Raw genomic sequence first — 13,816 nt, 5'->3', positions numbered from 1 at the left:
ACGTGCTCTACCGGATCTCAAATCCCGTATTCCGAATCCCGGCTTTCGATCAACCCAACTGCATGCCGTGGGACAAGCCCGGCGGCGGCCAGTTCTCGAGCTTCATGCCCAGGGCCAGGCCACGGCCACCCAGGACGTCCTTGATTTCGGTGAGCGACTTCTTGCCCAGGTTCGGCGTCTTCAGCAGCTCCACCTCGGTCTTCTGCACCAGGTCGCCGATGTAATAGATGCTCTCGGCCTTCAGGCAGTTCGCCGAACGCACGGTGAGTTCCAGATCATCGATCGGACGCAGCAGCAACGGATCGAAACCGCTCTTCTCGGCGGTGCTGATGTCGTTTTCGCGACGCGAGAAGTCGCCAAAGACCGACAACTGGTCGTTGATGATTTCAGCCGCCTTGCGAACCGCATCCTCGGCATTGATGGTGCCGTTGGTCTCGATGTCGAGAATCAGCTTGTCGAGGTTGGTGCGCTGTTCGACACGAGCCGCATCCACCTCATAGGCGACGCGCAACACGGGTGCGAACGACGCGTCCAGCTGCAGCCGACCGATCGGACGCGCCTCGTCATCCGGATGCTGGCGCGCGCTGGCCGGCTGGTAGCCGACGCCACGACGCACCTTCAGGCGCATGTTGAGTGCGATGTCCTTGGTCAAGTGGCAGATCACGTGCTCGGGGTTGATGATCTCCACCGAGTGATCGACGGCGATGTCGCCGGCGGTGACCACGCCCTTGCCCTTCTTGGACAGCGTGAGGGTGACTTCATCGCCGGTATGCTGACGAATCGCCACTTCCTTCAGGTTGAGCAGGACTTCAATCACGTCCTCCTGCAGACCCTCAAGGGTGGTGTACTCGTGCAGCACGCCATCGATTTCCACCTCGACGATGGCACTGCCAGGGATCGAGGAGAGCAGCACGCGACGCAGCGCGTTGCCCAGGGTGTGGCCAAAGCCACGCTCGAGCGGCTCGACCACCACCTTGGCGCGGTTGGCTCCGAGCTGTTCGACGCTGAGGCCACGAGGCCGCAGCACGCTAGTTGACGAAACTGCCATGCAGAGCTCCGGTAATTACTTCGAGTAAAGCTCGATGATCAATGCTTCATTGATGTCGGACGGCAGATCGCCGCGATCCGGCACCGACTTGAACGTACCTTCAAATTTCTTGGCATCGACCTCGACCCAGATCGGACGCAGGTCCATGGTGTCGAACACGGTCGCCGCTTCCTGCACGCGCAGTTGGCTGCGCGCCTTTTCAGTCAGTGCAATCGCATCGCCCGGACGAACCTGGTACGAAGGAATATTCACTTTCTTGCCGTTCACCAGGATCGCCTTGTGGGCGACCAGCTGACGCGCCTGGGCGCGGGTGACCGCGAAGCCCATGCGATAAACGACGTTGTCCAGACGGCTCTCGAGCAGACGCAACAGGTTTTCACCGGTGTTGCCCTTGAGGGTGGTCGCCTTGGTGTAGTAGTTGCTGAACTGGCGCTCGAGCACACCATAGATGCGCTTGACCTTCTGCTTCTCACGCAACTGCACGGCATAGTCGGACATGCGCATGCGCTTGTTGGCGCCATGCTGGCCGGGCTTGTTTTCCAGCTTGCACTTGGAATCCAGCGCGCGCGCCGGGCTCTTCAGGCTGAGATCCGCACCCTCGCGACGGGCGAGTTTGCAGGTAGCTCCACGATAACGGGCCATGGGTTACTCCTTAGACTCGACGCTTCTTGGGGGGACGGCAGCCATTGTGCGGAATGGGCGTGACGTCGATGATGTTGAGCACCTTGAAGCCCAACGCGTTCAGCGAGCGCACGGCCGACTCGCGACCCGGGCCGGGGCCCTTGATCCGCACTTCGACCGTCTTGACGCCATACTCGCCAGCCACGCGACCGGCCTTCTCGGCGGCAACCTGCGCCGCGAACGGAGTCGACTTGCGCGAGCCACGGAAACCGGCGCCGCCGGCGGTAGCCCACGACAAGGCGTTGCCCTGGCGATCGGTGATGGTGACGATGGTGTTGTTGAAGGAAGCCTGCACGTGGGCCACCGCATCGGTGACAACGCGCTTGATCTTCTTCTTTGCTTTTACCGGCTTAGCCATATTCGGAATCCGTTACTTCTTGATCGCGCGACGGGGACCCTTGCGGGTACGTGCGTTGGTACGCGTGCGCTGACCGCGCACCGGCAGGCCACGACGATGGCGCAGGCCACGGTAGCAACCAAGATCCATCAGACGCTTGATGGCAATACCCACCTCGCGACGCAGATCACCTTCGACAATGTATTTGCCGATCTCGTGGCGGATTTTCTCCACCTCACCCTCGCTGAGGGATTTGATCTGGGTGGTGGGAACCACACCAGCATCCGCGCAGACCTTCTTGGCCCGGCTGCGGCCGATACCGTAAATGCTCTGCAAACCAACCCAGACATGCTTCTGGACCGGCAAATTGACACCCGCGATGCGCGCCATGATGTTCTTTCTCCGATGCGTTTCGTGCGCGGTAAACGCGCAATTCTAACCTGAATTACACTGCCGGGAAAGCCCTGCGGCACCGCGGTGCCGCCACCTCCCGACTTCGAACCCGACACACGCAGCTCAACTGCGGCGAAGGTTGGCCTTCTTGAGCAGACTTTCGTACTGATGACTGACCAGATGCGCCTGGATCTGCGACGTGAAGTCCATCACCACCACCACCACAATCAGCAGCGAGGTGCCGCCGAAATAGAACGGTACGTGCCAGAAGCTCTGCATGAACGACGGCACCAGGCATACCAGCACCAGATACAGCGCGCCCACACCGGTCAGACGCGTCATTACCGCGTCGACGTAACTGGCCGTGGCCCGACCCGGACGGATGCCCGGAATCAGCGCACCTGACCGCTTGAGATTGTCGGCGGTCTCATCGGCATTGAAGACGATCGCCGTATAGAAGAACGCGAAACCAATCACCAGGATCGAGTACACGATGTCGTACAACGGCTCGCCCGGGTTCAGTGACTGCGTCAACTCCTGCAACCAGCGCGACTGGTGACCGGTACCGAACCAGGTGATCGCCGTTGCCGGGAACATCAGCAGGCTGGACGCGAAGATCGGCGGAATCACACCCGACATGTTGATCTTCAGCGGCAGATGCGAGCTCTGGTTCTGGTAAGCGTTCTGACCGCCGCCGCGCCGCGCGTAATTCACGGTGATGCGTCGTTGCGCACGCTCCATGAACACCACGAACGCCGTGACCGCCAGGACCAGCCCGAACACCATCAACAACTTCAGCACCGTCAACTCGCCGTTGTTGGCCATGCCCAGCGTATGCACCACCGCTTCCGGCAGACCGGCAACGATACCGGCGAAGATCAGCAGCGAGATACCGTTGCCGATACCGCGCTCGGTCATCTGCTCGCCCAACCACATCAGGAACATGGTTCCCGCGGTCAGCCCGATCACCGATGCCATGATGAAGCCGAAGCCCGGGTGGTAAACCACCGGTGCTCCGCCGGCCGCCACCTGCTTCTGCAGCGCCACCGCGATACCGAACGACTGGAACAACGCCAACCCGACCGTGCCGAAGCGCGTGTACATGGTCATCTTGCGCTTGCCGGACTCGCCTTCCTTGCGCAGTGCCTGCAGGCTGGGGACGACCGACCCCATCATCTGGATCACGATCGACGCGGAAATGTACGGGATCACGCCCAGCGCGAACACCGAGAACCGCTCCAGCGCGCCACCCGAGAACATGTTGAACATGTCCATCAAGCCATTGCCGTTGACCAGGCTGGTCATCGCCGCCGGATTGACGCCGGGCACCGGAATGAACGAGCCCAGGCGGAAAACCACCAGGGCGCCGATCACGAAGAAGATGCGCTGACGAAGCTCCGTCAGCTTGCCGAGCTTGCCGAGTGCATTGCCCTTGGCTGCAGCCACCGTCTTACTCCACGCTGCCGCCGGCCGCCTCGATGGCTGCCTTGGCGCCGGCGGTAGCCAGCAGACCTGACAACTTCACCGCGCGACCGATCTCGCCCTTCAGGACGACCTTGACCTTCTTGGCGCGACTGTTGATCAGGCCAGCCTGATGCAGCGCGACGACGTCGATCACGTCAGCCTTGAGACTGGCCAGCTGGTACAGGAACACTTCCTGGCTGCCGACCTTCAACTTGGAGCGGAAACCGACTTTCGGCATCCGGCGGTTCAGCGGCATCTGGCCGCCTTCGAAACCGTACTTGTGGGTGCCACCCGCGCGGGCATGCTGACCCTTGTGACCGCGACCAGCGGTCTTGCCCAGGCCCGAACCGATACCGCGACCGACGCGCAGACGCGTCTTGTGCGAACCGGCGGCCGGCTTGATGTCATTCAGACGCATGATGATTACTCCTCGACCCGGACCAGGTAGTAGACCGTGTTGATCAGGCCACGAACCTGCGGGCTGTCCTTCAATTCACGGACATCATTGAGCTTGCCCAGACCCAGCGCCTTCACGCTGAGACGGTGACGCGCCTGCACGCCGCGCAGGCCCTTGACCAGGCGCACGCGCACGGTCTTATCGGCGGTTGCTTGAGACTTAGCCATTGCCGAGCACCTCTTCCAGTGTCTTGCCACGCTTGGCGGCGATCTTCTTGGGCGAGGCGACTGCCTGCAGGCCCTTGATGGTGGCGCGCACCAGGTTGATCGGGTTGCGCGAGCCGACCGCCTTGGCCAGCACGTTCTTGACGCCGACCACTTCCAGCACGGCACGCATGGCGCCGCCGGCGATCACGCCGGTACCTTCGGAAGCGGGCTGCATGTAGACGCGGGCCGCACCATGGTTGGCCTTGATGGCGTACCACAGCGTGCCATTGTTCAGTTCGATGTTCACCATCTGGCGGCGGGCGCGCTCCATCGCCTTGGAAATGGCCACCGGCACTTCACGTGCCTTGCCATAGCCGAAGCCGACCTTGCCCTCGCCGTCGCCGACAACCGTCAGCGCGGTGAAACTCATCTGGCGGCCACCCTTGACGGTCTTGGCCACGCGGTTGACGGCAATCAGCTTTTCGAGCAGGCCATCCGAATTTTCGCGATCGTTAGAAGACATGTTCTATCCGTATGCCCGACAAACGGGACTTTGCTTGCGGCTGAGCCGCTTGGAGTTGTAGGTGTCGCTGCGGTACCGGCACGCCGGAGGCGCTGCCGAACCAGGTGTCGCTTTCTTAAAACTTCAGACCCGCTTCGCGAGCAGCTTCGGCCAACGCCTTGATACGCCCGTGATAGCGGAAACCGGAGCGGTCGAATGCCACCGACTCGATACCGGCAGCCTTGGCGCGCTCGGCCACAGCCTTGCCCACCGCCGCGGCGGCGGCCAGGTTCTTGGTGCCCTTCAGGCCTTCGGCCACGGACTTCTGCAGCGTCGAGGCAGCGGCCACCACGTTGGTGCCCGACGCATCGAACACCTGAGCGTACAAATGCTGGCCGGTGCGATGCACCGACAGGCGCGCAACCGCCAGCTTGCGGATGTGCGAGCGGGTGGACTTGGCGCGACGCAGACGACTTTCGTTCTTGTTCATCGTTATATCTCCAGGAAGCGGATCGACTTGCATGAGTGTTAGCGAATCGCCCTGCTCTATTGAGGAGTGCGGCCATGGATGGCCGCTTTCCACACGCAGGGAAAGCGTGCTAACTCACTTAAGCCTTCTTGGCTTCCTTCATCGTGATCTTCTCACCGGCATAGCGGACACCCTTGCCCTTGTACGGCTCGGGCGGACGGAAGCCGCGGATCTTGGCGGCCACCTGGCCGACGCGCTGCTTGTCGCTGCCCTTGATCAGGACTTCGGTCTGCGTCGGCGTCTCGATGCTGATGCCTTCGGGCGCATCAAACACCACCGGATGGGAAAACCCGAGGCTGAGGTTCAGCGACTTGCCGGCCATCGATGCGCGGTAACCCACGCCGACCAGCTCCAGCTTGCGCTCATAACCGTCGGAAACGCCCTTGACCATGTTGGCCAGCAACGCACGCGCGGTGCCGCCGAACATGTCGTCAGTACCTTCGGCGAGGCTGATGGTGGCAACGCCGTTGTCCACCGCCACCGAAACACCCGGCAGGTGATGAACGGTCAAGGTTCCCTTCGGGCCCTTGACCGAAATGTTCTCGGCACCCACGACCAGTTCCACGCCCTTGGGCAGGGTAATCGGCTGTTTGGCTACTCGTGACATGATCGACTCCTTATGCCACTTGGCCGATGACTTCGCCGCCCAGACCCTTGGCACGGGCCTGCGCGTCGGTCAGCAGACCGGCGGAAGTCGAGATGATGGAAATACCCAGGCCACCCAGCACCTTGGGCAACTCGTCCTTGCCGCGATACACACGCAGGCCGGAACGGCTGACACGGGAGATGGTCTCGATGGCGGGGGCGCCGTCGAAGTACTTGAGTTGAATCTCGAGTACCGGCTTGCCCTCCTCGGCGGAGGTCTTGAGATCGAGGATATAACCCTCGTTCTTGAGAAGGTTGGCGATCGCCACCTTCAACTTCGACGACGGCATACGAACGGACGGCTTGCCCATGGCCTGGGCATTGCGGACGCGCGTAAACAGATCGGCGATGGGATCAGTCATGCTCATGAAAACATCCTTCAGAGTGCACCGATATCCGATAAAACCGGAAATCAATCAGATTGTGAGCCAGCATGGAAGCCGGCCTGCGTTGCGCAGACCGCCGACTATATCAGCTTTACCAGGTTTTAGCGAATCTCGATGCGGTAGTCGCATCAGCGATGGCGACATGCCAGCGCGTGGCTCGACGTCGGGGCGGAATGCCCCTCCGTCGGCTCAAATCAAATTACCAGCTGGCCTTGCGCAGACCCGGCACGTCGCCGCGCATGGTCGCCTCACGCAGCTTGTTGCGACCCAGGCCGAACTTCGCGTAGACGGCACGCGGGCGGCCGGTCAACGCACAGCGGGTGCGCTGGCGTACCGGGCTGGCGTCGCGCGGCAGCTTCTGCAGTTTGCCCTGGGCGTCCATCTTCTCTTCATAAGAAGCGGTGGCGCTCAGTACGATCGCCTTCAGTTCGGCGCGCTTGGCGGCGTACTTCTGAACGAGTTTGGTCCGCTTGATATCGCGGTTCACCATTGATGTCTTGGCCATGGATAACGCCTATCAGTTGCGGAACGGGAAGCTGAACGCGGCCAGCAAGGCCTTGGCTTCATCATCGGTCTTGGCGGTGGTGGTGATGGAAATATCCATACCGCGCAGCGCGTCGACCTGGTCGAAATCGATCTCCGGGAAGATGATCTGTTCCTTGATGCCGAAGTTGTAGTTGCCGCGGCCGTCGAACGCCTTCGCCGACACGCCGCGGAAGTCGCGCACGCGGGGCAGCGAGATGTTGATCAGGCGGTCCATGAACTCCCACATCTGGGCGCGGCGCAAGGTGACCTTGCAACCGATCGGCCAGCCGTCGCGGATCTTGAACGAGGCCACGGAAACGCGCGCCTTGGTCGTGATCGGCTTCTGGCCGGAAAGCTTGGCCATGTCGGCCACGGCATTCTCCAGCACTTTCTTGTTGCCGGCCGCTTCGCCCACGCCCATGTTCAGCGTGATCTTGGTGATGCGGGGAACCTGCATCACGTTCTGGTAGCCGAACTGCTCGGTGAGCTTCGCCACTACCTGCTCTTTATAAAACTTTTCAAGGCGCGTCATGATCGTGTTCCTTACGCGTCCACGACCTCGCCATTCGAACGGAACACGCGGACCTTGCGCCCATCTTCGAGCGTTTTGGTGCCGACGCGTTCACCCTTGTTCGTGGCGGGGTTGAACAGCTGCACATTGGAGAGATGGATCGAAGCTTCACGCTCGACGATACCGCCAGCCTGGTTGGCCTGCGGGTTCGGCTTGGTGTGGCGCTTGACCAGATTCACGTTGGAGACGAACACGCGCTCGCCTGCAACACGCAGCACATCGCCGCGTTGGCCCTTGTTTTTGCCGGTGATCACGAGGACCTGATCACCCTTACGGATACGGTTCATGTCTTGACTCCGCTCAGAGCACTTCAGGCGCGAGGGAGACGATCTTCATGAACTTCTCGCTGCGCAGCTCGCGGGTGACCGGTCCGAAAATACGGGTGCCGATCGGCTCGAGCTTGTTGTTGAGGAGGACCGCTGCATTGCCGTCGAAACGGATCAGCGAACCATCGGGACGGCGCACACCCTTGGCGGTACGAACCACCACGGCACTGTACACCTCGCCCTTCTTTACCTTGCCGCGCGGAATCGCATCCTTCACGGTGACCTTGATGACGTCACCGATCGCGGCGTAACGGCGCTTGGAGCCACCGAGCACCTTGATGCACATCAGTTCCTTCGCGCCGCTGTTGTCCGCTGCGGAGAGCGTGCTTTGCACCTGAATCATGTCTGCACCCTCCCTTAGACGCTGGCGCGCGTGATGATTTCGACCACACGGTGATGCTTGGTCTTGGACAACGGACGGCACTCGGCGATACGTACGAGATCACCTTCGTTCGCACCCAGGTCGTCCTGCGCATGCAGCTTGGTCGAACGACGGATGATCTTGCCCAGCAGCCAATGCTGCACCTGGCGCTCGACCAGCACGGTGACCGTCTTGTTCATCTTGTTGCTGGTGACGCGACCCTCGAGGGTACGTGCCTGCTTCGCTTCTGCTTGAACTTCTTGATTGTTGGCGCTCATCTCGGCCGTCCCTTACTTCTTGCCGCCGAGCACGAACTTCGTGCGGGCGATGTCACGCCGAACGCGGCGAAGCTGGTGCGGCTGAGTGAGCTGGCCGGAACCCTTTTGCATGCGCAGGTTGAACTGCTCCTTGCGCAGGTCCAGCAGGTGCTGCTTCAACTCGTCGGCCGACTGGTTATTGATATCTTTGCTGGCCATCACATCACCGCCCTGGTCACGAACTGGGTCTGCACGGACAGCTTCGCCGCCGCCAGACGGAACGCCTCACGCGCTGTGGTCTCGTCGAGACCCTCGATCTCGTAAAGCATGCGGCCGGGCTGGATCTGGGCTACCCAGAACTCGACGCTGCCCTTGCCGGCGCCCATACGCACTTCGATCGGCTTCTTGGTGATCGGCTTGTCGGGGAACACGCGGATCCACAACTTGCCGCCACGCTTGACGTAGCGCGTGATGCAACGACGGGCGGCCTCGATCTGGCGCGCGGTGATCGCACCGTGCGTGATCGCCTTCAGGCCGTACTCGCCGAAACTGACGAGGTTGGCGCACTGGGCCAAGCCGTCGTTGCGGCCCTTGAACTGCTTGCGGTATTTGGTTCGCTTAGGTTGCAACATGGCAACTCTCCTTACTTCGCAGACCGCTCGCGGCGGCCGTCACCGGCCTCGCGACGCGAATCATTACGACGACCTTCGCCACCTTCGCGGCGCGGCTGCGACGACTCGTCCTTCGACTCCTGGGTGGCCGCGGCGAGATCGAAGATTTCGCCCTTGAAGATCCACACCTTGATGCCGATGATGCCGTAGGTGGTTTTCGCCTCGGCAAAGCCGTAGTCGATGTCGGCACGCAGCGTATGCAGCGGCACGCGACCTTCGCGGCTCCATTCGGAACGAGCGATCTCGGCACCGTTCAGACGACCGGACACGTTGATCTTCACGCCCAGCGCACCCAGGCGCATCGCGTTGCCGACCGAGCGCTTCATCGCGCGGCGGAACATGATGCGGCGCTCCAGCTGCTGCGCGATCGATTCGGCAACCAGCTGCGCGTCGAGCTCGGGCTTGCGCACTTCGCTGACGTTGATGTGCGTCGGGACGCCCATCATGTCGCTGACTTCCTTGCGCAGCTTCTCGATATCCTCGCCCTTCTTGCCGATCACCACGCCCGGACGGGCGGTGTGGATCGTCACGCGTGCGGTCTTGGCCGGACGCTCGATCTGGATTTTCGAGATGCCGGCCTGGGCCAGCTTCTTCTTCAGCATGTCGCGAACCTTGATGTCCGCCACGAGGTACGTGGCGTAATCACGCTTGTTCGCATACCACTTCGAGTTCCAATCCTTGGCAATGCCGAGGCGGATACCGGTGGGATGAACTTTATGACCCATCGTCTATATCCTCGGTCAGTTGCCAACAACCACAGTGATGTGGCTGGTGCGTTTCAGGATGCGCGAACCGCGGCCCTTGGCCCTGGCATACATGCGCTTCATCGCCGGACCTTCGTCGACGAAGATGCTGGACACCTTCAGTTCGTCAACGTCGGCGCCGAGATTGTTCTCGGCATTGGCGACGGCCGAAAGCAGCACCTTGCGAACGAGGTGTGCGGCCTTCTTGTTGGTGTAGGTGAGCACGTCGCTGGCCCGGCCCACGGGAAGCCCGCGGACGAGATCAGCCACCAGGCGTGCCTTTTGCGCCGAGATGCGGGCGCCACGCAGGATCGCTTTGGCTTCAGTGCTCATCACTTACCCTTCTTGTCGCCGACATGGCCCTTGAACGTACGGGTCACCGCGAACTCGCCGAGCTTGTGCCCGACCATGTTCTCGTTGATCAGGACGGGCACGTGCTGACGGCCGTTGTGGATGGCGATGGTCAAGCCGACCATTTCCGGCAGGATCATCGAGCGGCGCGACCAGGTCTTGATCGGACGCTTGTTGTTGGCGGAAACCGCAGCTTCCACCTTCTTTACGAGGTGAAGGTCGACGAACGGACCTTTCTTCAGAGAGCGAGGCATGTCGGTTTCCTGTTACTTCGTACGACGACGCACGATGAACTGCTGCGTGCGCTTGTTGTTACGGGTCTTGTAACCCTTCGCCGGCGTGCCCCACGGGCTGACCGGATGACGACCACCGGAGGTCTTGCCTTCACCACCGCCGTGCGGATGGTCGACCGGGTTCATCACCACACCGCGGACGGTCGGGCGGATACCCAGCCAGCGCTTGGCGCCGGCCTTGCCGAGTTTCTTCAGGCTGTGCTCGCCGTTGCCGACCTCACCGATGGTGGCGCGGCAATCGACCGACACGCGACGCATTTCGCCGGAGCGAAGACGCAGCGTGGCGTAGCCGGACTCGCGCGCCACCAGCTGCACCGAGGCGCCGGCGCTACGGGCGATCTGCGCGCCCTTGCCCGGACGCAGCTCGATGCAATGGATCGTGCTGCCCATCGGGATGTTGCGCAGCTGCAGGCAGTTGCCGGCCTTGATCGGCGCGTCACGACCGGACACCAGGCGATCGTCCACCTGCACGCCCTTGGGCGCGATGATGTACCGACGCTCGCCATCGGCGTAGCACAGCAGCGCAATGTGCGCGGTGCGGTTCGGATCGTATTCGATGCGCTCGACGCGGGCGGCGATGCCTTCCTTGTCACGCTTGAAATCGATGATGCGGTAATGCTGTTTGTGACCGCCGCCGCGATGACGCACGGTGATGCGGCCATGATGGTTGCGACCGCCGCTACGGGACTGCGACTCGGTCAACGCCGCGTACGGCGCGCCCTTGTACAGGCCTTCCGTCTTGACGCTGACGGCGTCGCGACGGCCTGGCGAGGTCGGCTTGTGGTTGATTAGTGCCATCTCAAAGAACTCCTGGCTCAGGCCTTGGCGGACACGTCGATGGTCTGGCCATCGGCAAGACGCACATAGGCCTTGCGCTTGCCCTGGCGGCTGCCAGCGCGGAAACGGAAGGACTTGACCTTGCCTTTCGTGTTGACGAGGTTCACCTGCTCGACTTTCACGTCGAACAGTTTCTCCACGGCAGCGCGGACATCGGCCTTGGTTGCCGCGGGGGCAACCACGAATACGTACTGGTTGTGCTCGGCCAGACGCGCCGATTTCTCGGAAATGTGCGGCGCACGCAGCGTATCGAGAATGCGTTCGTTGTTCATGCCAGCCACTCCTCGATCTTCTTCACCGCATCGACCGTCACCACTACGTGGTCGGAGCCGACGAGGCTGACGGGATTCAGGCCCATCACGTCCAGCACATGGATATAGGGGATGTTGCGCGCGGCCAGAAACACCGACTCGGACGCATCTTCGGACACCAGCAGCACGCGACCGGAAACGTCCAGTTCGGCCAGCTTGGCAACCATCGCGGAGGTCTTCGGCGTTTCGATGCCGAAGCTCTCGACCACCTTCAGGCGATCCTGACGAATCAGCTCGGAGAAAATCGAGCGGATCGCCACGCGGTAGGCCTTGCGGTTGACCTTCTGCTCGTAGCTGCGCGGCTTGGCGGCAAACGTGACACCACCACCGATGAAGATCGGAGCGCGGTAATCGCCGTGACGGGCGCCGCCGCCCTTCTGCTTCTTGAACTTCTTGGTGGTACCGGACATCTCGCCACGCGAGAGCTGCGCCTTCGTACCGGCGCGGCCGGCGGCCTGATAGGCCACCACGACCTGGTGAACCAGGGCCTTCTTGTACTCACCGCCGAACACTTCGTCGGACACGCTGAGCGACTTGGCACCAATGACATTGAGTTCCATGGCGTCTCTCCTCAGCTCTTCGTCGTCGGGCGGATGATGACGTCGCCACCGGTTGCACCGGGGACCGCGCCCTTCACCGCGATCAGATGACGCTCGGCGTCGACCTTGACCACTTCCAGACCCTGCTGTGTGCGGTTGACCGCACCCATGTGACCGGCCATCTTCTTGCCCGGGAAAACGCGACCCGGGGTCTGACGCTGACCGATGGAACCCGGCGCGCGATGCGACAGCGAGTTACCGTGGGTGGCGTCACCCATCTTGAAGTTCCAGCGCTTGATCGTGCCCTGGAAGCCCTTGCCCTTCGACACACCGGCGACATCGACGATCTGGCCGACGCTGAACACCTCGTCCGCCTTGATGTCGGCACCGACGCTGTACTTGCCGAGATCATCGGCAGACACGCGGAATTCCCACAAGCCACGACCCGGCTCGACCTTCGCCTTCGCGTAATGACCCTTCAGCGGCTGGGTCAACAGGTTCGCGCGCTTGGTGCCCGCTGAAACCTGGACGGCGCTGTAGCCATCGTTATCTTCCGTCTTCAGCTGGGTCACGCGATTCGGGGTCGCTTCGATCAGCGTCACCGGAATCGAGCGACCATCTTCAGTGAAGAGGCGACTCATGCCGCATTTGCGGCCAACCAATCCGATACTCATCTTCGTATCCTGTCTGTCGCTCAACCGAGCTTGATCTGAACATCGACGCCAGCGGCGAGATCAAGCTTCATGAGCGCGTCCACGGTTTTGTCGTTCGGGTCGACAATGTCGAGTACACGCTTGTGCGTGCGGGTCTCGTACTGATCGCGCGCATCCTTGTCCACATGCGGGGACGTGAGGATCGTGTAGCGCTCGATCTTGGTCGGGAGCGGGATCGGGCCGAGTACCGTTGCGCCAGTGCGCTTGGCGGTCTCGACAATCTCGCTGGCCGAGCGGTCGATCAGTCGGTGATCGTATGCCTTCAGCCGAATCCGAATCTTCTGGTTCGCCATAACCGTGTCCTGTTGTCGAAAGAACGTAATGTGAAACGGAACGGCTTCTCACCGATCCGCACAACCTGTTTCTGCACCACATCGGGGCCGCCAAACACGCCACCCCAAATTCGAAAAGCCCAGGCGAACGTTGACGGCTCGCCTGGACCAGCATTTGCCTTCGCGCAAAAAAACCGATCATCGGCAGTGCCTTTGATCGAGTGAGGTTGCGAGGGCCGTCCTCGGCCAGCGAACTCGAAACACTTCCTGTGTCTCATTTCGCGGTAGATCGACGGAAACCATGTCCGTCGATAAGCAAGCTGCGAAGTATATCTGCAAACTTCCGCTTAGTGAAGCCCCCTCGACACATCGATCGACGGGGACCTCCGCGGGAATGCACACGAGGCCGCGCGCGGCGGCCTCGTGATTGACGGCTCTACTTGATGACTTTCGCCACC

The 13,816-nt window shown here is 61.7% G+C and carries 26 protein-coding genes; all 26 read right to left on the bottom strand.

Annotated elements, in window-relative coordinates; translation table 11 throughout:
* Nucleotides 1-49: 49 nt before the first annotated feature.
* Complete coding sequence (locus UU9_RS12895; protein WP_007082198.1) at nt 50-1,048, bottom strand: DNA-directed RNA polymerase subunit alpha; 999 nt, start codon at nt 1,046-1,048, stop codon at nt 50-52.
* 15 nt (nt 1,049-1,063) lie between these two features.
* A complete protein-coding gene (rpsD, locus tag UU9_RS12890; RefSeq protein ID WP_007082197.1) occupies nt 1,064-1,690 on the bottom strand; it encodes a 30S ribosomal protein S4 in 627 nt (208 codons plus the stop codon).
* Nucleotides 1,691-1,700: 10 nt separating this feature from the next.
* Nucleotides 1,701-2,087 carry a 30S ribosomal protein S11 gene (rpsK, locus tag UU9_RS12885; RefSeq protein ID WP_007082196.1) on the bottom strand — a complete coding sequence of 129 codons (387 nt, stop codon included), beginning with the start codon at nt 2,085-2,087 and terminating at the stop codon, nt 1,701-1,703.
* A 12-nt stretch (nt 2,088-2,099) separates the two neighbouring features.
* The gene (gene rpsM, locus UU9_RS12880) at nt 2,100-2,456 is read right to left on the bottom strand and encodes a 30S ribosomal protein S13 (RefSeq protein ID WP_007082195.1); all 357 of its coding nucleotides are present in this window, start codon (nt 2,454-2,456) and stop codon (nt 2,100-2,102) included.
* Nucleotides 2,457-2,582: 126 nt separating this feature from the next.
* A complete protein-coding gene (gene secY, locus UU9_RS12875; protein ID WP_007082194.1) occupies nt 2,583-3,905 on the bottom strand; it encodes a preprotein translocase subunit SecY in 1,323 nt (440 codons plus the stop codon).
* 4 nt (nt 3,906-3,909) lie between these two features.
* Entirely contained in the window at nt 3,910-4,347 is a 438-nt protein-coding gene (gene rplO / locus UU9_RS12870) for a 50S ribosomal protein L15 (protein WP_193385306.1), read from the bottom strand.
* Nucleotides 4,347-4,547 carry a 50S ribosomal protein L30 gene (gene rpmD, locus UU9_RS12865; protein WP_040671001.1) on the bottom strand — a complete coding sequence of 67 codons (201 nt, stop codon included), beginning with the start codon at nt 4,545-4,547 and terminating at the stop codon, nt 4,347-4,349. The genes rplO and rpmD overlap by 1 nt, the downstream gene beginning before the upstream one ends.
* Nucleotides 4,540-5,049 carry a 30S ribosomal protein S5 gene (gene rpsE, locus UU9_RS12860; protein WP_007082191.1) on the bottom strand — a complete coding sequence of 170 codons (510 nt, stop codon included), beginning with the start codon at nt 5,047-5,049 and terminating at the stop codon, nt 4,540-4,542. Before rpsE ends, rpmD begins: the two co-directional genes overlap by 8 nt.
* A gap of 115 nt (nt 5,050-5,164) precedes the next feature.
* On the bottom strand, nt 5,165-5,518 hold the full coding sequence (gene rplR / locus UU9_RS12855) for a 50S ribosomal protein L18 (RefSeq protein ID WP_007082190.1): 354 nt from the start codon (nt 5,516-5,518) through the stop codon (nt 5,165-5,167).
* A gap of 118 nt (nt 5,519-5,636) precedes the next feature.
* Nucleotides 5,637-6,164, bottom strand: coding sequence for a 50S ribosomal protein L6 (rplF, locus tag UU9_RS12850; RefSeq protein WP_007082189.1), 528 nt, complete (start codon nt 6,162-6,164; stop codon nt 5,637-5,639).
* A 10-nt stretch (nt 6,165-6,174) separates the two neighbouring features.
* Nucleotides 6,175-6,570 carry a 30S ribosomal protein S8 gene (gene rpsH / locus UU9_RS12845; RefSeq protein WP_007082188.1) on the bottom strand — a complete coding sequence of 132 codons (396 nt, stop codon included), beginning with the start codon at nt 6,568-6,570 and terminating at the stop codon, nt 6,175-6,177.
* A gap of 217 nt (nt 6,571-6,787) precedes the next feature.
* A complete protein-coding gene (gene rpsN, locus UU9_RS12840) occupies nt 6,788-7,093 on the bottom strand; it encodes a 30S ribosomal protein S14 (RefSeq protein WP_007082187.1) in 306 nt (101 codons plus the stop codon).
* 12 nt (nt 7,094-7,105) lie between these two features.
* Complete coding sequence (gene rplE / locus UU9_RS12835; RefSeq protein WP_193385304.1) at nt 7,106-7,648, bottom strand: 50S ribosomal protein L5; 543 nt, start codon at nt 7,646-7,648, stop codon at nt 7,106-7,108.
* Nucleotides 7,649-7,656: 8 nt separating this feature from the next.
* Nucleotides 7,657-7,971, bottom strand: a complete 315-nt coding sequence (gene rplX / locus UU9_RS12830; RefSeq protein WP_007082185.1) for a 50S ribosomal protein L24 — start codon at nt 7,969-7,971, stop codon at nt 7,657-7,659.
* 13 nt (nt 7,972-7,984) lie between these two features.
* Nucleotides 7,985-8,353, bottom strand: coding sequence for a 50S ribosomal protein L14 (rplN, locus tag UU9_RS12825; RefSeq protein ID WP_007082184.1), 369 nt, complete (start codon nt 8,351-8,353; stop codon nt 7,985-7,987).
* 14 nt (nt 8,354-8,367) lie between these two features.
* A complete protein-coding gene (gene rpsQ, locus UU9_RS12820; RefSeq protein WP_007082183.1) occupies nt 8,368-8,649 on the bottom strand; it encodes a 30S ribosomal protein S17 in 282 nt (93 codons plus the stop codon).
* A 12-nt stretch (nt 8,650-8,661) separates the two neighbouring features.
* Nucleotides 8,662-8,847, bottom strand: coding sequence for a 50S ribosomal protein L29 (gene rpmC / locus UU9_RS12815; protein ID WP_007082182.1), 186 nt, complete (start codon nt 8,845-8,847; stop codon nt 8,662-8,664).
* Nucleotides 8,847-9,260, bottom strand: coding sequence for a 50S ribosomal protein L16 (rplP, locus tag UU9_RS12810; protein WP_007082181.1), 414 nt, complete (start codon nt 9,258-9,260; stop codon nt 8,847-8,849). Before rplP ends, rpmC begins: the two co-directional genes overlap by 1 nt.
* 11 nt (nt 9,261-9,271) lie before the next feature.
* Nucleotides 9,272-10,024, bottom strand: coding sequence for a 30S ribosomal protein S3 (rpsC, locus tag UU9_RS12805; RefSeq protein ID WP_007082180.1), 753 nt, complete (start codon nt 10,022-10,024; stop codon nt 9,272-9,274).
* Between the two features lie 15 nt (nt 10,025-10,039).
* On the bottom strand, nt 10,040-10,375 hold the full coding sequence (gene rplV, locus UU9_RS12800) for a 50S ribosomal protein L22 (protein WP_007082179.1): 336 nt from the start codon (nt 10,373-10,375) through the stop codon (nt 10,040-10,042).
* Nucleotides 10,375-10,647: a 30S ribosomal protein S19 gene (rpsS, locus tag UU9_RS12795; RefSeq protein ID WP_007082178.1), complete on the bottom strand. Its 273-nt coding sequence runs from the start codon at nt 10,645-10,647 to the stop codon at nt 10,375-10,377. Before rpsS ends, rplV begins: the two co-directional genes overlap by 1 nt.
* A gap of 12 nt (nt 10,648-10,659) precedes the next feature.
* Nucleotides 10,660-11,484 carry a 50S ribosomal protein L2 gene (gene rplB / locus UU9_RS12790; protein WP_007082177.1) on the bottom strand — a complete coding sequence of 275 codons (825 nt, stop codon included), beginning with the start codon at nt 11,482-11,484 and terminating at the stop codon, nt 10,660-10,662.
* Nucleotides 11,485-11,501: 17 nt separating this feature from the next.
* Nucleotides 11,502-11,795: a 50S ribosomal protein L23 gene (gene rplW / locus UU9_RS12785; protein ID WP_007082176.1), complete on the bottom strand. Its 294-nt coding sequence runs from the start codon at nt 11,793-11,795 to the stop codon at nt 11,502-11,504.
* Nucleotides 11,792-12,394, bottom strand: coding sequence for a 50S ribosomal protein L4 (rplD, locus tag UU9_RS12780; RefSeq protein WP_007082175.1), 603 nt, complete (start codon nt 12,392-12,394; stop codon nt 11,792-11,794). Before rplD ends, rplW begins: the two co-directional genes overlap by 4 nt.
* An 11-nt stretch (nt 12,395-12,405) precedes the next feature.
* Nucleotides 12,406-13,047 carry a 50S ribosomal protein L3 gene (gene rplC, locus UU9_RS12775; protein WP_007082174.1) on the bottom strand — a complete coding sequence of 214 codons (642 nt, stop codon included), beginning with the start codon at nt 13,045-13,047 and terminating at the stop codon, nt 12,406-12,408.
* A 20-nt stretch (nt 13,048-13,067) separates the two neighbouring features.
* Entirely contained in the window at nt 13,068-13,379 is a 312-nt protein-coding gene (gene rpsJ, locus UU9_RS12770; RefSeq protein WP_007082173.1) for a 30S ribosomal protein S10, read from the bottom strand.
* Nucleotides 13,380-13,816 lie beyond the last annotated feature (437 nt).

The organism is Rhodanobacter fulvus Jip2, assembly GCF_000264315.1.
Lineage (GTDB): Bacteria > Pseudomonadota > Gammaproteobacteria > Xanthomonadales > Rhodanobacteraceae > Rhodanobacter > Rhodanobacter fulvus.
The sequence above is the reverse complement of the archived record's forward strand: the minus strand, read 5'-3'. Positions and strand labels throughout refer to the sequence as shown.